Genomic DNA, 20,553 nt, shown 5'->3' with positions numbered 1-20,553 from the left:
GAGATGTGTTCTTGTGGCTACTTTCGGTAAATTCCTTAGGCTGCGTTGGTGCTTTGCGCGGCTTGGTAGACGGCCTGAGCCTCATTCCCGAAATATGGGCCGAACATCCAGTTCGGGGCGAAGTTGTATTTGAAGCTGTTGACGGAATTCTGGGTGCCGAGCCCGGTCGACTCGTTGAAATTCAGCATCCACGGGCCGCCGCTCGAACCGCCGGTCATGTCGCAGGTCAGGCCGTGGTCCTCGCTCATGAGGTAGTCGTCGAACGTCCGGCCGCTGCAGTAGACCAGCTTGGACCCGTCGTACGGCGCCGCCGCCGGGTAGCCGAACGCGTACATCTGCTGCCGTCTTTGCTGGTTGAACGCCACGCCCTGGCCGCCCACGACGTCCACCAGCGACTTGCCGTCCAGCGGCGCGACCACGGCGGCGGCCACGTCGTAGTTGATGTCCTCGCCGGAGTTCCACTGCGGGGTGGTGAGCAGCTTCGTCGCGGGCCAGGTGCCGAACGGCCGCTGCCCGTTGGCGTAACCGGGCACGAAGACCCAGTTGGTGTGGAACGTGCCATTCAGCTTGACGCAGTGGCCCGCGGTCAGCACGACGCTCTTGTTCGCGCTGGTCACCGCCGAGCCCGAGCAGGACGCGTTCCTGCCCTGCGTGGTGAAGAAGATCCGGCCGGTCGTCTTCACGACGGTGCCGCCGCCGGTCCACGCCGCGCCGGACGACCTGGCGGCCTGCAACCGCGCGCCGGAGCGGCCCGCGCCAGCGGCGCCCGCGCCGGTGGGCTGCGCGGTCCACGGGGTGCCCTGCGCGGGCTCGTCCATGGCGAGCTCGGCGGCCTTCCCGGGGGCCGGCGCCTCCAGCGGCCGGGCCGCCTCCATGCGCTGCTCGGTCCAGTACGTCAGGACCTTCCGCTGCTCGGAGGCCGAGTCCGCGGCGGCGTGCTGGGCCGGCTTGGGCCGCGCCTGGACGCCGGCCTGCGCCGCGCCCACAGGGAGCAGGGCGGCTCCCGCGGCGAGGCCCGCGGTGAGGAGGGAAAGCCGAACGATTCTGCGGTGCATTACGTACCTCCCGAAAACCGGATCTGGGCTTCGGAAGGTAGTGGGAGCAACATCCGCATTTCTCAAGATTTGCGCATACCGCTATGGCCATATTCCGGCATAAATGAACTCCATTAACTGACGTCACTTAAGTGCGGGAGTTTTGACACGGTCGGCGCCGCGTGCCTGAGTACGCCCCGCAGCGGGGACAATGGACAGGTGCATGAAGAGACCCTCCGCTCCGTCGTCGTGCTCGGCTCCACCGGCTCCGTCGGCACCCAGGCCCTCGATGTGATCGCCGCCCGCCCGGGCGGCTTCAGGGTCGCGGCGCTGGCCGCGGGGGGTGGCAAGGTCGAGCTCCTGGCCAGGCAGGCGGCGGAGTTCGGTGTCGAGGCGGTGGCGGTGGCCGACGAGGCGGCCGTGCCCGCGCTGAAGGACGCGCTGGCGGCGCACGGCGCGCGGCCCGCCGTGCTGGCCGGCCCCGAAGGCGTCGCGGAGGTGGCGGCCTGGCCCTGCGACACGGTCCTCAACGGCATCACCGGCGCGCTCGGGCTGACCTCCACCCTGGTCGCCCTCGAAGCGGGCCGGACGCTGGCGCTGGCCAACAAGGAGTCCCTGATCATCGGCGGCCCGCTGGTCAAGCGGCTGGCCAAGCCCGGCCAGATCCTGCCGGTCGACTCCGAGCACTCGGCGCTGCAGCAGTGCCTGTGGGCCTCGGGCCCCGGCGGCCACGACCCCGACAGCGTCAAGCGGCTCGTGGTCACCGCGAGCGGCGGGCCGTTCCGCGGCATGAAGCGCGCGGAGATGGCCGGCGTCACGCCCGAGATGGCGCTGGCCCACCCCACCTGGTCGATGGGCCCCGTCATCACCATCAACTCCGCGACCCTGGTCAACAAGGGCCTCGAGGTGATCGAGGCGCACCTGCTGTTCGACCTCGGATTCGACCGCATCGAGGTGGTGGTCCACCCGCAGTCGATCATCCACTCCATGGTCGAATACGTCGACGGCTCCACCATCGCCCAGGCCAGCCCGCCCGACATGCGGCTGCCGATCGCGCTGGCGCTCGGCCACCCCGGGCGCATCCCCGGCGCGGCGCGGGCCATCGACTGGACCACGGCCCACACCTGGACGTTCGAGCCGCTCGACGACGCCGCGTTCCCCTCGGTCGCGCTGGCCCGGCACGTCGGCTCGGCGGGCGGCACCGCGCCCGCCGTCTACAACGCGGCCAACGAGGCGTGCGTCGAGGTGTTCATGCGCGGCGCGCTGCCGTTCCCGGCGATCGTCGACACCGTCGCCAAGGTGGTCGAGGAGCATCGGGTGACCCCGGCCGACTCCGTCGACGAGGTGCTCGCCGCCGATGCCTGGGCGCGCGCCCGGGCGGCGGAGCTGACTACCTAAACTGGAAACCGTCGTCACAGTAAGGGTTGAAATGACTTCTGTAGCTCTCGGCATCCCGACGGTTCGTCCCAAGCCGCTCGCCGAACGCCGACATTCTCGCCAGATCATGGTCGGCAGCGTGCCCGTGGGCGGCGACGCGCCCGTCTCGGTGCAGTCGATGACGACCACGGTGACCGCCGACGTCAACGCCACGTTGCAGCAGATCGCGGAGCTCACCGCGTCGGGCTGCCAGATCGTGCGGGTCGCCGTGCCGTCCCAGGACGACGCCGACGCGCTGCCGCTCATCGCCAGGAAGTCGCAGATCCCGGTCATCGCCGACATCCACTTCCAGCCCAAGTACGTGTTCGCCGCCATCGAGGCCGGGTGCGCGGCGGTCCGGGTCAACCCGGGAAACATCAAGAAATTCGATGACAAGGTGGGCGAGATCGCCCGCGCGGCGGCCGACCACGGCGTGCCGATCAGGATCGGCGTCAACGCCGGCTCGCTCGACCCGCGCCTGCTGCAGAAATACGGCAAGGCCACGCCCGAGGCGCTCGTGGAGTCGGCGCTGTGGGAGTGCTCGCTGTTCGAGGAGCACGGGTTCCGCGACATCAAGATCTCGGTCAAGCACAACGACCCGGTCGTCATGATCAACGCGTACCGCCTGCTCGCCGAAAAGTGCGACTACCCGCTGCACCTCGGCGTCACGGAGGCCGGTCCGGCCTTCCAGGGCACCGTCAAGTCCGCGGTGGCCTTCGGCGCCCTGCTGGCAGAGGGCATCGGCGACACCATCCGGGTCTCCCTGTCCGCGCCTCCGGTGGAGGAGGTCAAGGTCGGCACCCAGATCCTGGAGTCGCTCGGGCTGCGCGAGCGGGGGCTGGAGATCGTCTCCTGCCCGTCGTGCGGGCGCGCCCAGGTCGACGTCTACACCCTCGCCGACCAGGTGCAGGCGGGCCTCGAAGGGCTCAAGGTGCCGCTGCGGGTCGCCGTGATGGGCTGCGTCGTCAACGGGCCCGGCGAGGCCCGCGAGGCGGACCTCGGGGTGGCCTCCGGCAACGGCAAGGGCCAGATCTTCGTCAAGGGCGAGGTCATCAAGACGGTGCCCGAGTCGCAGATCGTGGAGACGCTGATCGAGGAGGCGCTCCGCCTGGCCGAGGAGATGGGCGTCGAGGTCGACCTCGGCGACGACTCCGGCCCCGAGGTCGTCGTGCGCTGAGGCCGCCCCCGCACGAGCCGTTACGTCATGCAATCATGCGATTACATGATGGCAAGCTTTTCCCCATACCCAGCGTCATGACCCCGTCACGTACGGCAGCATCGCAACGCCTACGGACACGGGGAAGGGGACCGGGTGAAGCGGGTCGTTGGGGTTGTCGCCGGTGTCGCGGTGCTAGTCGCCGGGATCGCGAGCGCGGACGGGGTGGCGGTGGCGAGCGGCGCGCGCCTTGCGCCGCAAGCTGTGGAGTGGGCGCCCTGTCCGCAGCAGCCGGGCCGGGCGGTCTCGGCCGATCTCGAATGCGCCACCGTACGCGTGCCGCTCGACTACGCCGAGCCCTGGGGCCAGACGATCAAGGTGGCCATCAACCGGATCAAGGGCAAGGTCTCCAGGGACGCCAACCACCTGGGCACGCTCCTGGTGAACCCCGGCGGGCCGGGGGCGTCCGGTCGCGACCTGACGCAGTACGTCGCCATGGCGCTGCCCCATGACGTGAGCGAGCGCTACGACATCGTCGGGTTCGACCCGCGCGGCGTCGGCGGCAGCGAGCCGGCCGTGCACTGCGTCGACCCGGAGGCGTACTACAGGGCCCCGAGGCCCGACGCGGTGCCGCACGGGCCGGACGAGGAGCGGGTGCTGCTCCGGCGGGCGGCCGACTACGCCAACCGGTGCGGCAACTACTGGGCCTGGCTGCTGCCGTACCTCACCACCGAGAACTCCGCCAGGGACATGGACACCATCCGGGCCGCGCTCGGCGAGGACCAGATCAGCTACCTCGGCTACTCGTACGGCACCTACCTGGGCGCCGTCTACGCCACGCTCTTCCCCACCCGGGTCAAGCGGCTCGTGCTGGACAGCTCCATCGACCCGACGGAGGTCTGGTACGAGTCCAACCTCAAGCAGGACCGCGCCTTCGAGCACCGCCACCGCCAGTTCCTCGCCTGGACGGCCAGGAACAACTCGGTCTACCGGCTGGGCGCCACACCCTCGCAGACCTCGTTCGCCTACTACGCGATGCGCGACCGGCTGCGGACCCGCCCGGCCGGCGGCGTCGTGGGGCCGAGCGAGCTGGACGACGTCTTCACGGTCGCCGGCTACAGCGACCGGGTCTGGCCCCGGTTCGCCGCGGCCTGGTCGGCGTACGTACGGCACGGCGACGTCAAGGGCCTGGTCGACCTCTACGAGAAGCACGGCAAGAACGACGCGAAGGACGAGAACGGCTACGCGATGTACCTGAGCGTCCAGTGCCGCGACGCCAAGTGGCCGCGCGACTGGGACAGGTGGCGGGCCGACATGACCAGGATGAACCGGCTCGCGCCGTTCCTGACCTGGCCGAACGCCTGGTTCAACGCCCCCTGCGCGTTCTGGCCGGTCGAGGGCGGCACGCCGGTCAAGGTCAAGGGGTCGCGGAAGCTGCCGCCCATTCTCATGATCCAGTCCAGGGGCGACGCGGCGACGCCGTACCAGGGGGCGCTGGAGATGCGCCGGCACTTCCAGCGCGTGACCATGGTGATCGACCGGGGCGGCAACCATGGCGTGTCGCTGGGCGGCAACCGGTGCGTGGACAACCATCTGGCGGCGTACCTGCGGGACGGCACGCTCCCGCCGCGCGACGTGTCGTGCGCCGCGGTGCCCGTGCCACAGGCGACCCAGCCCATGGCGGCGGAGCAGCAGCCCGCGGGTGGCCTGCTGGACGCGCTCGGGGTGCTGCTCGGACGTTGACGTCAAGAGGTGACGTCAAGAATGGATTACCGAGGGCGTCGCGCTATGAGGTAATCGGTAACCTTCGCGTAGTCTGACCATGTGATGCTGCGTACATCGGCGTCGCGCGTGCTCGACGACAGCGACCGGGACGAGGTGCTGGCTCTGCTGGACACCGACCCGGTCGCGAACGTCTTCGTCTCCTCCCGGGTGCGGGCCGTCGGACTCAACCCGGCGAGGCTCGGCGGGCAGATGTGGGGGTACGGCACGCGCGGCGGGCTTGTGTCGCTCTGTTACGCCGGCGCCAACCTGGTGCCGGTCAACGCCGGTCCCGAGGCCGTGCACGCGTTCGCCGACCGCGCCAGGAAGCAGGGGCGCCGCTGCTCCTCGATCGTGGGCCCGGTCGACGCGGTCTCGCTGCTGTGGGAGCGGCTCGAGCCCCACTGGGGGCGGGCCAGGGCGATCCGCTGGGCGCAGCCCGTCATGGCGACCTCGCGCCGCCCGCCGGTGCCCGCCGATCCGCTGGTGCGCCGGGTGCGGCCGGAGGAGTTCGACATCCTGCTGCCCGCCTGCGTGTCCATGTTCACCGAGGAAGTCGGCGTCTCGCCCAACCTCGGCGACGGCGGCGCCCTCTACCGCACGCGGGTGGCCGAGCTGATCCGCATCGGCCGCTCGTACGCGCGCATCGACCAGGGACGGGTGGTGTTCAAGGCGGAGATCGGGGCGGTCACGCCGCACGCCTGCCAGATCCAGGGCGTCTGGGTCGCGCCGGAGCTGCGGGGGAGGGGCCACGCCGTGGCCGGCATGGCCGCCGTCGTGGAGGCCGCGACCAGCTGCTACGCCCCCGTGGTCACGTTGTACGTCAACGACTACAACCATTCGGCCAGGGCGGTCTATCGCAAGGTCGGCTTCCAGGAGGTCGACACGTTCATGTCGGTGCTGTTCTAGCCGGTGCCGTTCTAGACGCGTACGAGCTTGTCGAACAGCCGGGCCAGCTCGACGCCGGGGTCGGCGGTGAGGCCCGCGTGCACGGGGCCCGTCTGCACGACGGTGCTGCGGGGCGCGGTCAGCCAGCGGAACCTGCCGCCGAGCGACTCCCCGGCCAGCGGCCCCGGCTTGTCGCCGCAGGCCAGCTCGTACGCGCTGAGCGCGCGACGCACGGCGTCGACATCGGCGGCCGGGTCGAGGGCGCGCAGGCGGGCGGGGTCGAGCTCGACCCGGGCGCACAGGTAGCCGCGCGGCTGGCAGTAGAGCAGCACGCCGGCGTTGATCAGCTCGCCGCGCTCGACCTTGGGCACGACGCGGATCACCGCGTACTCGTAGACGTCCCTGCTCACCGGCCGCCTCCCCGCCAGAACTCGCCCACGGAGCCCGGCCCCTGCCCCTGTCTCGGCGCCTTCTCCCCGGTCCGCACGAGCCAGTCGTGCGGGCCGTCGGCCCGCCGCAGCAGATGCTCGACGTACGCCTCGCGCACGGCCGCCGGACCGTCGAAACCGGGCTCGCCCGCCAGCCACTCGTCGGGCACGAGCGCCGTCACGGTCTCCAGCAGCTCCCTGTCGATCTTAGCGGCCAGCTCCGCGCCCGCCGCGTCGACGTCGCCGGCGTACGGCGCGAGCACGTGGTCGCCCGCGTCGAACGCCCGCCGGGGGTCGGCCGTCCGCCAGTTGTGGTGGAACCAGAGCGCCGCGCCGTGGTCGATCAGCCAGGTGTCGCGGTGCCAGATCAGCAGGTTGGGGTTGCGCCAGCTGCGGTCGATGTTGTGGATCAGCCCGTCGAACCACACCACCCGAGCCGCGAACACCGGGTCCGCCACCCAGGCCAGCGGCTCGAACCCCAGCGCGCCGGGCAGGAAGTCGACCGCCAGGTTGAGCCCGGTGCTGGCCTTAAGCAGGTCCTGCACCTCCTCGTCGGGCTCCCTGATGCCCAGCTGCGGGTCGAGGTCGACGAGCTTGAGGTCGGGGACCTTGAAGCCCAGCCGGCGGCCCAGCTCGGCGGCGATGATCTCGGCCACCAGCACCCGCCGGCCCTGACCCGCCTCACGGAACTTCACGACGTACGTGCCCAGGTCGTCGGCCTCGACCACGCCGGGCAACGACCCGCCCTCTCGCAACGGGGTCACATAACGGGTGGCTGCGATCCTTTCCAGCACAGGATGAGGCTATCGCCCATCTGACCTCGTTCTCTCCTTCGGCCTGGAATGTCCGCCGGGGTCGGCGTCAGCGGGACGGGCGCCGGAAGGGGGCGAAGGGGTGGTCGCGGGAGGCGTCCACGGCGGCGAAGGCGTAGTCGAGCATGCGGTGCTCGTACTCCGCCTTGGCGGCGGCGAGCGGCTTGCCCGCCCCTCCCAGCAGGTCGCTCAGCAGGTGGGCGTCCCTGAGCCCCACGTTCGCGCCCTCGCCCCGCCCCGGGCTCATGCTGTGGACGGCGTCGCCGACCAGCGTGACCGCGGGCTCGTCCCAGGGCTCCACGCGCCGCGCCGAGTGGGTCCGCGACACGAACGTCGCCGAAGGCTCCGCCTCCTCCACGACGCGCCGCACGCCCTCGTGCCAGTCGCGCACCGTGTCGACGGCCAGCCGGTGCAGCGCGGCCGGTGGCGCGCCGCCGGGGCGCGGGCCAGGCACGCTCAGCGTCCACGAGAAGGAGCCCGGCACGTCGGTCAGGCGCGCGCCGGGGGCGTGCCGGGCCACCGCCTCGGGCACGGGGGTGAGCGGGCGGCAGGTGGCTACGGAGACGGCCGTGCCGTCGGGGGCGATGATTCGGTTGAACGTGTCGACCAGCTCGGGCGGCGTGGTGGACAGCAGGCCGGGGGTGATCCACGTCCTGCCGTACAGGGCCCAGTCGAGCTCGTCCACCACGGCGCCGGGCAGGAGCTGCGCCCGCACCCGGGAGGCGACGCCGTCCGCCCCGACGAGCAGGTCACCGGTCACGCTCGCGCCGTCCGCGAAGTTGGCGCGCACGCGGCCGTCACCGAGCCGCTCGTACCGCTCGTACTCCATGCCGAAGCAGACGGAGCCGGACAGCCCCGTCATGAGGATCTCCCGGAGCGTCAGCCGGTTGACGCCGAGCCCGTCGAGGCCGGGCCGCTGGTCGGGGATGTCCTTGGCGAACTTGGGCCGCAGGTCCGGCTCCATGAAGATCATGCGGGTGGCGGGGCGGATGGAGGTGGCCACCGCCAGGTCGAACAGGTGGTCCGGCAGGCAGGCCCGCAGCGCCCGCGCGCCGGTCTCCTTGAGGCTGATGCGGTATCCCTGGGGGCGGTGCGCGGCCGAGGGGTCGCGCTCGAAGAGGGTGACGCCGAGGCCCGCCCGCCGCAGGCCCTGGGCCAGGCAGAGGCCGGCGATACCGCCTCCCACGATCAGGATGTCGGTCATGTCGCGACTGTAACTGTCGCGACAGCAAATGTCTACGCAGGATATTCTCGGCGGATGAACGAGAACCGCGCACCGCAGCCGGCGTTCGAGCTGGTCCTTGGGGGAGGGTCGCTGCTCGTGCAGGTGGGCAGAGAGCTGAACACCGAGACCGAGCGGCGCCTGGCCCCGCTCGGCCTCACCGCGCAGCAGGCCGCGCTGCTGCTGCACGCCTCGCGCGGCGGCGGCACGCCGAGCGAGCTGAAGAGCCGGCTCGGCACCGACACGGCGGGGATGACCAGGCTGCTCGACCGGCTGGAGGCGAAGGGGCTGCTGCGGCGGACACGGCATCCCGAGGACCGGCGCTCGATCGTCATCGAGTTGACGGACGAGGGGCAGGCCCTGGTGCCCAGCCTGCCGCCGGTCTTCGGGCGGATCAGCCATCAGGTCTTCGCGGGGTTCTCGCCGGAGGAGGTGGCGCAGGTCACGGACATGCTCCGGCGCATCCTGCACAACCTCGCCGACCATCCGGACGCCTGAGCTCCTGGCGGGAGGTGGCCGTGCGGGGCACGGGCGGCTTCGCGGAGGGCCGGCGGATTCACGGGTGGCGGGTGGCGCGGGCGCGGATGCCGGCGAGCATGAGGCGGCGGATCAGACCGCTGCCGAGGCGGATCACCAGCCAGTACCTCATGAACGCGCGCCGCGCGTCCTCGCTCGTGGCCACCACGCGGGTCTCGGTGACGAGCCTGATCCGCCCCTCGCCCGCCTCGTCCAGCAGGAAGCTCAGCGTGCCCTTCGCGTAGCCCGGCCGGTTGAACGCGCGGAAGCCGTCTCCGTCGGCGATCGCGCCCGAGCTCTCGGCGTGGCCGAGGCGCCACCACTGCCCGATGAGGCCGAGGACCACCTCGCGTCCCGGGTCCTCGGCGAGCCGGGTGAAGGCGGGCGCGACACGTGGCGGGCGGCCGCGGCTCAGCCGTACGGCCACGTTGCGGAGGGCGACGACGGGCCGAAGGTCGAGGGAGCCCGGGCGCGTGACAGCGTCCCAGACGCGGTCGCGGGGTGCGCTGATCACGATGGAGTGGCGCTCGGCGGCGTCGGGGACGGGGATGAACCGGTCGGTGAGCGTCGGCATGGGCCACCTCTTCCATACGGATGCGTATGGAAGGGACTATACGCTGGCGTATGGAAGGATGGGCGCGTGGGTCGGTTGAACGCGGACGACTGGGCGAGGGCCGCGCTGGACGCGCTGGCGGAGGGCGGCCTGGCCGCCGTGGCCGTGGAGCCGGTGGCGGTCCGGCTCGGCGTGTCGAAGGGCAGCTTCTACTGGCACTTCCCCAACCGGCAGGCGCTGGTGGAGGCGGCGCTGGAGCGCTGGGAGGCCGAGACCGAGGCGGTCATCGCCGGGCTGGAGCGGCTGCGCGATCCGGTGGAGCGGATGCGGGTCCTGATGGAGCGTGCCTTCGGCGACGGGCGCGACGCGGCCATCTCGTTCCGGCTGATCAGCGAGGTCGACGACGCGGTGACAGGGGCGGGTTCGTCGGGGGTGGGGGCGGTGGTGCGGAGGGTGAGCGAGCGGCGGCTGGCGTACATCCGGGCCGCGCTGGAGGAGGCCGGCCAGGCGCCGGAGGAGGCCGCCCGGCGGGCGCTGGCCGCGTACGCCGGCTATCTCGGGCTCGCGGCGCTGGCCCGCATCGGCGTGGCGGCGGACGGCGCCGGGCACCTCGCCGACCTGGCGATGGCGGAGCTGGGCCTTCCTTCCCGCTCGGTCTGAGCCCTTCCTGGCATGCGAGCAAACGCTTGGTCGAAATGCGTCGATTCCGGATGGCGACGCGGCGCTGATCCAAAGCCCGGCATAATCGAGAGATATGTCCGCACTCCGCGCCGATGATCCCCGACAGCTGGGCACGTACCGGCTGTCGCGCAGGCTCGGCCAGGGCGGGCAGGGCGTCGTCTACCTCGGCCACTCCGAGCAGGGGGCCCAGGTCGCGATCAAGCTGCTGCACGCGAGCCTCGGCGACGCGGACGTGCGGCGCAGGTTCCTGGCCGAGGTCGAGGCCGTGCGCAGGGTCGCCGCCTTCTGCACGGCCCAGCTGCTGGACGCCGACCTCGAAGGCGACCGCCCCTACCTGGTCAGCGAGTACGTCGAGGGCCCCTCGCTCATGGAGCACGTCGTCGCCAGCGGGCCGCGCCTCGGCGGCTCGCTCGAGCGGCTGGCCATCGGCACCGCCACCGCGCTCGGCGCCATCCACCGGGCCGGGGTGGTCCACCGCGACTTCAAGCCCGCCAACGTGCTGCTCGGGATCGACGGGCCACGGGTGATCGACTTCGGGGTGGCCCGGCTCTCCGAGGCGTCGGCGACGACCAACCTCATGCCCGTCGGCACCCCGGCGTACCTGTCGCCCGAGCGCATCAAGGGAGAGCCCGCCGGGCCGGCCGCCGACCTGTGGGCGTGGGGGCTGACCGTCGTCTACACGGCCACGGGGCGGCACGCGTACACGGCGGACACGTACCAGGAGATCCTGGCCAGGATCCTGTACGGGAGGCCGGACCTCGGCACCCTGACCGGGCGGCTGGGGGAGATCGTGGCGGCCTGCCTGGCGCCGGAGCCGGGGGACCGGCCGGACGCCGAGGAGGTCCTGCGGCGGCTGCTGGGGCAGACGGCGGCAGGTGGAGACGTCCTGTCGTCCGGCGCGCTCGCCGCCGTCGACGGCGCTCACGCGGCTCCCCGCCACTCCCGCCCGGACGCCGCCGCGGGTGAGGGCACCGAGGCGACGGAGCCCTCCAGCGAGGGCGTCGCCGCCGGCCAGGGCATCGCTACCCCGGAGGCGGATACCCGGCCGAGCGGGCCGGAGACGGATGCCGGACCGGGCGGGTCGCGGACGGGCGTCGGGCCGAGCGTGCCCGAGATGGGCGTCGGGCTGGGCGGGTCGGAGGCGGGGGTGCGGCCGGGCCGGGACGCCGGCGGGCCGGGGGCGGGCCAGGATCGCGAAGGAGATCCGGACACGGCCGGGTTGCGGCTGGTCATCGCGACCGCTCCGCCCGGTCCGGAGCCGGGCCGGATCACGGACCCCGATCCCACCACGAGCTTCCCCGCCGTCGGCCGCGACAGCACCGCGAAGCAGAAGCAGAAGCCGGGCAGGCGGGTGCGCGGCTGGCAGGTGGCCGTGGCCGCCGCGCTGCTGGTGGCGGTGGCCGGGCTGGTGTTCTGGCTGCGCGGCGCGCAGGAGCCGGGGCTGGAAGGGACGTGGACCGGCTCGGCCGAGCACTTCACTGCGCAGCGGGTCTTCCCGGTCGAGCTGAGCCTGGGCTCCGACGGCGGGGCGATGCGCTGGGGCGCGGACCTGCACTGCACGGGCCGGCTGGGCCGCGTCGAAGGCGGGACGGTCTTCACCCTCGACAGGGTCACCGGCTACGAGTGCTATCCGGGGACGCTGCGGATGTTCCCGACGTCCGATGCGAACCAGATGGCCATCAAGGTGACGCGCCAGGGTAAGGACGAAGTGACGTATTCGGGCACGGTCGCGCGAGCCTCCTGACCTGCTGTGTCACGGTCAGGCCGCGATTGCCCTGCGTACTGTTGACGGGACGCGCCGCATTGCCTTCAGTGGAGAGCAGGAAGGGGTGGCGGCGAGGGGAGGCGCCCCGTGCCAACGGCGCAGCCGCTCAGGACGGGGGACCCGCACCGACTCGGGGAGTACGAGCTTTCCGGACGGCTGGGCGAGGGCGGGCAGGGCGCGGTGTTCCTCGGTTCGAGAGCCGGGGAGTCATACGCGGTCAAGCTCCTGCACGGTCCCGTGGGTGACGAGCGGGCGGCGTTCCTGCGGGAGGTGGAGCTGGCCAAGCATGTGGCGAGGTTCTGCACGGCCCAGGTGATCGACGCGGGGTTCGACGAGGGCCGCCCGTACATCGTCAGCGAGTACGTCGACGGGCCGTCCCTGCACAGGGAGGTCGCGCTCACCGGGCCGCGCCAGGGCGGCGCGCTGGAGCGGCTGGCGGTCAGCACGGCCACCGCGCTGGCGGCGATCCACCGGGCGGGGATCGTGCACCGGGACTTCAAGCCGCAGAACGTGCTGCTCGGCTCCGACGGGCCCCGGGTGATCGACTTCGGGCTGGCCAGGGCGCTGGACGCGGCGGCCACGGTGAGCGGGCGCGGGGTGGGCACGCCCGCGTACATGGCGCCGGAGCAGATCACGGCCATGGCCGTCACGGGTGCGGCGGACGTGTTCTCGTGGGGCGCCACCATGTGCTTCGCGGCCAACGCGTCGGCGCCGTTCGGGCAGGACTCGGTCGCGCCGGTGCTGCACCGCATCCTGACCGCGCCGCCCGAGCTGGGCCGGCTGGACGGGCGGCTGCGGACGCTGGTCGAGGCGTGCCTGGACAAGGACGCACGCAACCGGCCCACCAGCAGGGATCTGCTGTTCGAGCTGCTGGGGGAGGCGAGCGACCTGCCGCCGGAGGTGCTGAGCTCGCCTCCGCCCCACGTGCTGCGGGGCGCGCCACCGCTGGTGCCCGAGCAGCGTTCCTCGACGGCCTCGGGCCCGCCGATGGCGGTGCCCGAGGAGACGGGGACGCCCGGCGGCTACCGGCTACCAGGGCCGGGTGCGCAGGACGGCGGCCCGCCGGCCGAGACGGCTCCCGGCCGCCGGCGTGCCCGGTCCTGGCCCACGGCGGCCGTCGCGGCCGGCGCGGCGCTGCTGGTCACGGCCGCCGTCCTGCTCACCGCCCTGATCCCCGCGACCCGCACCGAGACCCGGACGCAGGGGGTGCAGGCCGCCGGGCCGTCGGTCCCCTCGCGGCCCGATCCGGTACGGTCCCGGTCCTCCGCGGAGACGTCCTCGCCCGCCAAGACCAGGAAGACGCGGGAGCAGAGCGGGCCCACGGCCGCGCCGCCCGCCCCGAACCCCGCCACGGTCCAGGTCCCGGTCCCCGAACTGGTGGGAATGGACAGGAGCGCGGCGGCGAAGGCGCTCAAACGGGCCGGGCTGGTGCTCGGAACCGTCACCGAGGCCGACTCGGCGCAGAAGATCGGCCGGGTGCTGAGCGCCGAGCCCGCGCCGGGCGCGGCGGTGGCCAAGGGCACCTCGGTCTCGCTGCGGGTCTCGGCGGGCGTCGCCGTCCCCGACGTCACGGGGCGGCAGAGCGAGACCGCCGAGTCCGCGCTCACCGACGCCGGGCTGAAGGCCGGCGCCGTCACGCGTTCCTGCTCCGACCGGCCGGACGACGAGGTCATTTCCACGCAGCCCAAGGCGGGGCGGCGGGTCTCGGGCGGCACCTCGGTGGCGCTCACGGTGGCCAGGAACGGCACCGAGGTCCCGGCGGTCGTCGGCCGGTCCCGCGCGGACGGGCGGGCGGCGCTGAAGGAGGCGGGTTTCAGGGCACGGGTCAGGGGCCAGGTCGTCGACGACGCCTCGCGCGCCGGCGTGATCCTCAGCCAGAGCGTCGATCCCGGGAGCTGCGCCAGGCGGGGCGCCCAGGTCCTGATCGTGGTCGGCCTCGCCTCCCAGACAGGCCCCGGCCCCGGCGAGCCCGAGGAGACGCCCACCACCACCCCCGCCGGCGAGTGATGACGGCCCGCTCGCGCCTCGCCACCGTCGCGGGGGAGGGCTCAGCTCAGGGTGACGGTCTCGCCGCGCAGGCGCGACCGCTCGGCGGCCCAGGCGACGAGGTGGCTGTGCAGGCTCTCGCCCGGCGAGGACAGGATCGAGGAGCCGTCCCTGGTCGCGACCGCGGCGAGGAACGCCTCGACCAGCCCCTCGTCACCACCCCCGTGCCCGCCCCGAGCCGTGGCGTCGCCGCCCGGCCGGGTGTCCACGGTCTCCGAGCGGCCGGTGACGAAGTCGTGCACGGTCAGCCGCTCGCCGTCGCCGTCGATCGAGCCGCGGGTGCCGAAGATCCGGGTCTGCCGGTGCAGCGCCGGGGTGAACGCCGTCATCGTGAACGACGCCGTCGTCCCGCCCTCGAACTCCAGGTTCACGACCTGGTGGTCGACCACGTCGTTGTCGCAGGCGTACACGCACCTGCCGTACGGGCCGGTCCTGAGCGCCTCCAGCACGCCGCGCTCCGAGACGTCGTCGGTGAGCACCGACAGCGGCCACACCTCGCGCCCGGCCAGCGGGAGATAGATCCGCTTGGCCGAGTACGGGCAGGCGGCCTCGACGGAGCAGTCCAGGCAGCGGTCGGCCGCGCCCTCCGGGCGGTGCTCGGGACGGAAGTGCCGCAGGCCGCCGAACGACGACACCCGCGCCACCCGCCTGCCCGTGAGATGCACCAGCCAGTCGAGGTCGTGGCACGACTTGGCGAGCAGCATGAACGTGGACTCGTCGGCGCGCCTCCAGTTGCCCCGCACGTACGAGTGGGCCTGGTGCCACCATCCGACGGGCTCCAGGTGCTGGATGCTGACGATCTCGCCGATCCGGCCGGTGTCCAGCAGCGCCTTCAGCGCCCGCGTGTACGGCGTGTAGCGCAGCACGTGGCAGACGGCGAAGATCGCGCCGGAGCGTTCGGCGGCCGCGACGATGGCGCGGCAGTCCTCCTCGGAGACCGCCATCGGCTTCTCCAGCAGCACGTCGTAGCCCAGCTCGGCGAAGCGCACCGCGGGCTCGACGTGGTCCCTGTCCTGGGTGGCGACGATCACCGCGTCGGCCCGGCGGGGGAGCGCGGCCAGGTCGCGCCAGTCGGCGTACCGCTCGGCCTCGGGGAACCTGTCGCGGCGCGAGTCGAGCGGGTCGGCCACCGCGACGACCCGCGCCCGGCCCGTGGCGGCGGCGTGGTGGGCGTAGCCGGCGCCCCGCGATCCCGCGCCGACGACCGCCAGAGTGATCATGGTGTCCTCCATGCGCCTACAGGCTCCGTACCGAGGCGAGCAGTGCGTCCCGGACCTGCTCCTCCGGCACGTCCATCGTCTTGACCGCGCCCCACTGCAACGCCCCGAGCAGGGCCCAGCTGCGCAGCCGCATCTCCGGGGTCGGGTCCTCGCCCGCGAGCCTGGTGAAGATCTCGTCCCTGAACGACCGGACCGTCGCCTCGCGCTCCGTGCCGGGCCCGTCGGCGTCGTCGCCGGCCAGGTCCTCCATGAACAGCCGGATCACCGAGCGGTAGCGCACCGCGAACGTCACCAGCGCCTCGACCAGCGCCTCCCGGCTGGGGAAGTCGGTCCCGAGGAGCGCCAGCATGTCATCGGCCGCGGGGGCGAGCAGCTCGGAGGCCAGGCGGTCCTTCGGGTGGAAGTGGTAGGCGACGGCGGTCTTGGTCAGCCCCACGGCCGCCGCGATGTCGGCCAGGGACGTGCCCGCGTAGCCGCGCTCGGCGAACAACTCCCTGGCCGCGGCCAGGATCCGGGTCCGGGTGTCGTCGGGTGTGGTCATGGTCTCATTTCCGTGCGATCCGTACGCTCCGGATATATCGCGCTTTATCGTAGTCCTGTACGCGCGTACAGGACAGCCGTCGAGAGGGACACGGGCGATGACGCGGTTTCTTGGACGGCTGGGTGGCTGGTGCGCGCGGCACGGGCGGATCGTCCTGGCGCTATGGGTGGTCGCGGCGGGGGCGCTGATGGGCGGGAGCCTCGTGTTCGGCAGTCCCGTCAGCAACGACGTGACGATTCCCGGCACCGACGCGCAGCGGGCGCACGACCTCATGAAGACCGGCTTCGGGCCGGGCTACGGCAGCGGCGGCACCGTGCAGCTGCTGCTCTACTCCGCCGACGGGCCCCTCATCGACGAGCGGCGCAAGCGGGCGGTCGAGGACGCGCTCGACCGGCTGCGCGCCATGCCGCACGTCGTGCGGGTGGACGGCCCGTTCCGGCGCGGCGGCATCTCCTCCAACCTGCAGATCGGGCTCATCGGCATCCGCATGCGGGGCCACGACGGCGGCAAGCTCGCCGAGATCACCAGTGCGCTGTCGAAGGCGGCCGATCCGGCGCGGGCCGCCGGGATCGAGGTGGTGGCGGCCGGCAGCGCCTCGCCCGCCGACAAGGAGCTCAAGACCGGGCCCAGCGAGATCATCGGCGTGGCGTGCGCGCTGCTGGTGCTGGTGTTCGCGTTCGGGACGCTGGTGGCGGCGATGGTGCCGATCTTCACGGCGCTGGTCAGCGTCGCGTCGGGGCTCGGCGTGATCGGGCTGCTCGGACACGTGATGGACGTGCCCAAGCAGGCGGGCATCATGGCCACGATGATCGGCCTGGGCGTGGGCATCGACTACGCGCTGTTCCTGCTGTCCCGGCACCGGCGGCTGCTGGCGGACGGGGTGCCCGTCGTGGAGTCCGTACGGCGGACCGTGGCGAGCTCGGGCGGCGCCGTGGTGTTCGCGGGCGGCACGGTGATCATCGCGTTGAGCGCGCTCATGCTGGGCGGCTTCCCGCTGCTGCGCACCCTCGGCTGGATCACCGGCATCTCCGTCGTCGCCGCCGTGCTGACCTCGATCACGCTCGTCCCCGCCCTGCTGGGGCTGCTCGGCCACCGCGTCAACGCGCTCAAGGTGCCCTTCCTGCGCGGCGGCGGCTCGTCCGGCACGGGCTGGGCGGGCCTCGGCTCGTGGGTGGCGCGCCGGCCGTGGCGGGTGCTGGCCGCCAGCGTGCTGGTGCTGGCCGCGGTGGCCGCGCCCGCGCTCGCGCTGAAGCTCGGCCCGCTCGACAACGGGTACGGCGCGCAGGGCTCGGAGTCGCGGCGCGCGTACGAGCTGATGGCCACCGGCTTCGGCCCCGGCGCCAACGGCCCGCTGATCGTGGTCGCCGAGCTGCCCTCCCGCGTGGCCGACCAGGGGGACCCCGTGGTCGACCAGGTGGTCCGCGAGGTCGAGCACGTGGACGGCGTCGCCCACGTCGCCACCCCCGAGGTCAACACCTCCGGTCGCTCGGTCCTGCTCCAGGTCGTCACCGACTACGCCCCCAGCGACGCCAGGGCCGCCGGGGTGGTGGCGGAGATCAGGGCCGTCTCGCTGCCCGGAGTGGGCGTGCACGTCGGCGGCGAGGTCGCGGCACTGACCGACGCGGGGGACCGCATGGCCGAGCGCACCCCGCTGGTCATCGCCGTGGTGGTGGTGCTCAGCGCCCTGCTCCTGCTGCTCGCCTTCCGCGCCCCGATCGTCGCGGTGAAGGCCGCCGTGATGAACCTCATCTCGCTCGGCGCCGCCTTCGGCACGCTGGCCCTGGTGTTCTCGACCGGCCTCGGCAGCCGCCTGGTGGGGATGGATCCGCCGGTCAGCTCCTCGTACGTGCAGACGCTGTTCTTCTCGGTGCCGATCGAGAGCTACGTGCCGCTGATGCTGTTCGCGGTGCTGTTCGGGCTGTCGATGGACTACGAGGTGTTCCTGCTGACGGCGGTGCGGCAGGCGTACCAGCGGCACGGGGACAACGCGCGGGCGGTGGCCGAGGGGCTGGGCTCGACCGGCCGGGTCATCACGTCGGCCGCGCTGATCATGGTGGCGGTGTTCGTGGCGTTCATCGCGTACCCGGACCCGATGGTGAAGACGTTCGGCGTGGGGCTCGCGGCCGCCATCGCGGTGGACGCCACCCTCATCAGGGGGTTCCTGGTGCCGGCCACGATGGTGCTGCTGGGCCGGCTCAACTGGTGGTGCCCCCGCTGGCTGGACCGGCTGCTGCCGAACCTGTCGGTCGAGGGCGAGGAGGACGAGCACGACGCCGCCCCCGAGCCGGAGCGGCAGCTCGTCGGCGCCTGACACCCGCCGCGGTTGGATAGTGAGAATCATCACGGGCATGCTGATCACATGTGCCACTCCACCGACAGCAGACCGCCCGCCCCGCCGATCCAGGGCGAGGTGGCCTCTCATGAGCAGATCGAGCTGACCGCCGCCGACGGCAACCGGTTCACCGCCTACCGGGCCGAGCCCGCCGAGCCGAACGGGCGCAGCGTGGTCATCCTGCCCGACGTGCGCGGTCTGCACCCGTACTACCGGGATCTCGCCGTACGGTTCGCCGAGGCGGGCTTCCGTACGATCGCGATCGACTACTTCGGCCGCACGGCCGGCACCGGCGAGCGCGGCGACGACTTCGACCACGGGCCGCACGTCAAGCAGCTCACCAGCGAGCACGTCAGGGCCGACGCCAGGGCCGCCACCGAGGCGCTGGACGGGCCGGTCTTCACGGTCGGCTTCTGCATGGGCGGCGGCCACTCGTGGCGGCAGGCGTACGAGGGCAACGGCCTGGCCGGCGGCATCGGCTTCTACGGCGTCCTGCGGATGATCGAGGAGCCGACGACCGGTCCGGGCGCGCCCGTCCTGATGCTCCTGGGCGAGGCCGACAGGGCCACCACGCCAGAGGAGTACGCCTCCTTCCAGGCCGCGCTCGACCGGGTGGGCACGGAGCACGAGGAGCACGTCTACGAGGGCGCGCCCCACTCCTTCTTCGACCGCTCCTACGGCGAGTGGGCGGAGGTGTGCCAGGACGCCTGGCGCCGCATCCTGTCGTTCACCGAACGCCACACGTCCTGATCTCTGCCGACCGGGCCCGTGCCGATCCGGGGCGGGCCCGGGTGGGCGCTGGACGCGTGCACCGATGAACGCTATGCCGTGAGACATGACACAGACCACGAGGTTCGCCGTCTCGATCCCCCAGCAGTACGCCGACGGGACGTTCGATCCCGCCGCCTTCCGCGACTACCTGCGCCGGGCCGAGGAGCTGGGCTTCCACAGCGCGTGGACCCGCGAGAGCGTGCTGGCGCCCGCGCCGCTGCCCGTGCTCGGCCCCATGGAGGCCATGACGTACGCGGCCGCCTGCACCGAACGGCTGCGCGTCGGGTGCGCGGTGTTCATCAGCACCGTGCACAGCCCGCTCCACCTCGCCAAGAGCATCAGCACCCTTGACCAGCTCAGCCGGGGCCGCCTGGAGGTCGGCGTCGCGCTGGGCGGCCGCGACAACCTGGCGGGCTTCGGGGTGTCGCCGGAGGGGCTGGTGTCGCGGTTCACCGAGGGCATCGAGCTGATGAAGACCTGCTGGACGGAGCCCAAGGTCGGCTTCGACGGGCGGTTCTGGCAGGTGGACGCCGCCATGGAGCCCAAGCCGTACCAGAAGCCGCATCCGCCTCTGTGGATCGGCGGGCACAAGCCCGCGGCGGTCCGGCGCGCCGTCCGCCACGGCGACGGCTTCTTCGGCGCGGGCGGCGCCACGACGGCGGCGTTCGCCGAGCAGGTGGGCATCGTCCGCGATGAGCTCGCCCGCGCCGGCCGCGAGCCCGGCAGTTTCCGGATCGCCAAGCGCGTCTACGTCTCGGTCGGGGACGACCAGCGCATCTCGGGCATCCTCCAGCGCATCTACGGGGACGCGAGCATCGCCGTCGCCGGGCCGCCGGAGGAGTGCGTACGCGGGCTCCGCGAGGTCATCGAGGCGGGGGCGGACCTGGTGCTGCTCGACCCGATGGTCGACGAGCCGGAGCAGCTGGAGCTCCTCGCCGCCGACGTCCTGCCCGCCCTGCAGAATTGACACTCAGTGTGCTTGTCGCTTTACTCTGAGTGTCGAAAGGGGCGAGGTGGTGCGGATCCGGCGGGCCGCTGTGGCGGCCGTCCTGCTCGCGGCCCTCGCGCCGTCCCACGCCGCCCAGGCCGCCTTCCTGTACGACTTCGGCGCCCGGGACGTGATCATCTGGAGCGAGCCCAGGGCCGGTTCCACCCCCGTCGGCCTCGGCCAGCCCGGCGAGGGGTTCGAGTCGGAGTGGTCGCAGGAGCGGGAGCCGTACCAGTGCGAGTGGTTCGACAGCGTCCTGTGGCACCACGGCCGCAACACGACCACCGGCGTCGCCGGCTGGGTCCCGGCCTGCGAGCTCGACGACTCCGACTAGACCTGTCCTTGAGGGAAAGCGGCCTCGCCGAACGGCGGGCCTGAAAGGCGCAATGGCCGCCGGATGGCGGTTGTGCGTCGCGGCACCGG

At 72.7% G+C, this 20,553-nt stretch carries 19 protein-coding genes; 12 read left to right on the top strand and 7 right to left on the bottom strand.

Features of this window, described 5'->3' with window-relative positions; translation table 11 throughout:
* Positions 1–35: 35 nt before the first annotated feature.
* Positions 36–1,055 carry a trypsin-like serine peptidase gene (locus tag FH608_RS45735; RefSeq protein WP_139637453.1) on the bottom strand — a complete coding sequence of 340 codons (1,020 nt, stop codon included), beginning with the start codon at positions 1,053–1,055 and terminating at the stop codon, positions 36–38.
* Positions 1,056–1,253: 198 nt separating this feature from the next.
* Between FH608_RS45735 and dxr the strand changes: the two genes are divergently transcribed.
* The 4 genes from dxr (at position 1,254) to FH608_RS45715 (ending at position 6,276) form a co-directional block, all read left to right on the top strand.
* Positions 1,254–2,432 carry a 1-deoxy-D-xylulose-5-phosphate reductoisomerase gene (gene dxr / locus FH608_RS45730; protein ID WP_139637452.1) on the top strand — a complete coding sequence of 393 codons (1,179 nt, stop codon included), beginning with the start codon at positions 1,254–1,256 and terminating at the stop codon, positions 2,430–2,432.
* Positions 2,433–2,463: 31 nt separating this feature from the next.
* The gene (ispG, locus tag FH608_RS45725; RefSeq protein WP_139637450.1) at positions 2,464–3,627 is read left to right on the top strand and encodes a flavodoxin-dependent (E)-4-hydroxy-3-methylbut-2-enyl-diphosphate synthase; all 1,164 of its coding nucleotides are present in this window, start codon (positions 2,464–2,466) and stop codon (positions 3,625–3,627) included.
* A 135-nt stretch (positions 3,628–3,762) separates the two neighbouring features.
* On the top strand, positions 3,763–5,349 hold the full coding sequence (locus FH608_RS45720) for an alpha/beta hydrolase (protein ID WP_139637449.1): 1,587 nt from the start codon (positions 3,763–3,765) through the stop codon (positions 5,347–5,349).
* A gap of 84 nt (positions 5,350–5,433) precedes the next feature.
* On the top strand, positions 5,434–6,276 hold the full coding sequence (locus tag FH608_RS45715; protein WP_139637483.1) for a GNAT family N-acetyltransferase: 843 nt from the start codon (positions 5,434–5,436) through the stop codon (positions 6,274–6,276).
* An 11-nt stretch (positions 6,277–6,287) separates the two neighbouring features.
* Here the strand turns inward: FH608_RS45715 and FH608_RS45710 are convergent, their stop codons facing one another.
* The 3 genes from FH608_RS45710 to FH608_RS45700 all read right to left on the bottom strand — a co-directional run bounded on the left by FH608_RS45710 (position 6,288) and on the right by FH608_RS45700 (position 8,699).
* Positions 6,288–6,665: a DUF3037 domain-containing protein gene (locus FH608_RS45710; RefSeq protein ID WP_226900490.1), complete on the bottom strand. Its 378-nt coding sequence runs from the start codon at positions 6,663–6,665 to the stop codon at positions 6,288–6,290.
* Positions 6,662–7,477, bottom strand: coding sequence for a HipA family kinase (locus FH608_RS45705; RefSeq protein WP_139637447.1), 816 nt, complete (start codon positions 7,475–7,477; stop codon positions 6,662–6,664). Before FH608_RS45705 ends, FH608_RS45710 begins: the two co-directional genes overlap by 4 nt.
* Positions 7,478–7,544: 67 nt before the next feature.
* Positions 7,545–8,699: an FAD-dependent oxidoreductase gene (locus FH608_RS45700; protein ID WP_139637446.1), complete on the bottom strand. Its 1,155-nt coding sequence runs from the start codon at positions 8,697–8,699 to the stop codon at positions 7,545–7,547.
* Between the two features lie 54 nt (positions 8,700–8,753).
* On the opposite strand from FH608_RS45700, the gene FH608_RS45695 reads away from it, so the two are divergent.
* On the top strand, positions 8,754–9,215 hold the full coding sequence (locus FH608_RS45695) for a MarR family winged helix-turn-helix transcriptional regulator (protein WP_139637445.1): 462 nt from the start codon (positions 8,754–8,756) through the stop codon (positions 9,213–9,215).
* Positions 9,216–9,273: 58 nt separating this feature from the next.
* On the opposite strand, the gene FH608_RS52140 is transcribed toward FH608_RS45695, so the two are convergent.
* Entirely contained in the window at positions 9,274–9,807 is a 534-nt protein-coding gene (locus FH608_RS52140; protein WP_193319005.1) for a hypothetical protein, read from the bottom strand.
* A gap of 66 nt (positions 9,808–9,873) precedes the next feature.
* Here FH608_RS52140 and FH608_RS52135 point away from each other — a divergent pair, with 66 nt between their 5' ends.
* From FH608_RS52135 to FH608_RS45675, 3 genes are all read left to right on the top strand, one after another.
* Positions 9,874–10,446: a TetR/AcrR family transcriptional regulator gene (locus FH608_RS52135; protein ID WP_193319004.1), complete on the top strand. Its 573-nt coding sequence runs from the start codon at positions 9,874–9,876 to the stop codon at positions 10,444–10,446.
* Positions 10,447–10,540: 94 nt separating this feature from the next.
* Complete coding sequence (locus FH608_RS45680) at positions 10,541–12,211, top strand: serine/threonine-protein kinase (RefSeq protein WP_139637441.1); 1,671 nt, start codon at positions 10,541–10,543, stop codon at positions 12,209–12,211.
* Positions 12,212–12,319: 108 nt separating this feature from the next.
* On the top strand, positions 12,320–14,239 hold the full coding sequence (locus FH608_RS45675; RefSeq protein ID WP_139637440.1) for a PASTA domain-containing protein: 1,920 nt from the start codon (positions 12,320–12,322) through the stop codon (positions 14,237–14,239).
* 41 nt (positions 14,240–14,280) lie between these two features.
* On the opposite strand, the gene FH608_RS45670 is transcribed toward FH608_RS45675, so the two are convergent.
* Positions 14,281–15,498: a Gfo/Idh/MocA family protein gene (locus tag FH608_RS45670; protein ID WP_226900489.1), complete on the bottom strand. Its 1,218-nt coding sequence runs from the start codon at positions 15,496–15,498 to the stop codon at positions 14,281–14,283.
* 16 nt (positions 15,499–15,514) lie between these two features.
* Positions 15,515–16,039, bottom strand: coding sequence for a TetR family transcriptional regulator (locus tag FH608_RS45665; RefSeq protein ID WP_139637438.1), 525 nt, complete (start codon positions 16,037–16,039; stop codon positions 15,515–15,517).
* Between the two features lie 97 nt (positions 16,040–16,136).
* On the opposite strand from FH608_RS45665, the gene FH608_RS45660 reads away from it, so the two are divergent.
* The 4 genes from FH608_RS45660 to FH608_RS52130 all read left to right on the top strand — a co-directional run bounded on the left by FH608_RS45660 (position 16,137) and on the right by FH608_RS52130 (position 20,464).
* Complete coding sequence (locus tag FH608_RS45660) at positions 16,137–18,350, top strand: MMPL family transporter (protein ID WP_139637437.1); 2,214 nt, start codon at positions 16,137–16,139, stop codon at positions 18,348–18,350.
* Between the two features lie 48 nt (positions 18,351–18,398).
* Positions 18,399–19,121, top strand: a complete 723-nt coding sequence (locus tag FH608_RS45655; protein WP_139637436.1) for a dienelactone hydrolase family protein — start codon at positions 18,399–18,401, stop codon at positions 19,119–19,121.
* A gap of 85 nt (positions 19,122–19,206) precedes the next feature.
* The gene (locus tag FH608_RS45650; RefSeq protein ID WP_139637435.1) at positions 19,207–20,109 is read left to right on the top strand and encodes an LLM class flavin-dependent oxidoreductase; all 903 of its coding nucleotides are present in this window, start codon (positions 19,207–19,209) and stop codon (positions 20,107–20,109) included.
* A gap of 49 nt (positions 20,110–20,158) precedes the next feature.
* On the top strand, positions 20,159–20,464 hold the full coding sequence (locus FH608_RS52130; RefSeq protein WP_193319003.1) for a hypothetical protein: 306 nt from the start codon (positions 20,159–20,161) through the stop codon (positions 20,462–20,464).
* The last annotated feature ends 89 nt before the right edge of the window (positions 20,465–20,553 follow it).

This window comes from Nonomuraea phyllanthi (assembly GCF_006334985.2).
Classification (GTDB): Bacteria; Actinomycetota; Actinomycetes; order Streptosporangiales; family Streptosporangiaceae; genus Nonomuraea; species Nonomuraea phyllanthi.
The sequence above is the reverse complement of the archived record's forward strand: the minus strand, read 5'-3'. Positions and strand labels throughout refer to the sequence as shown.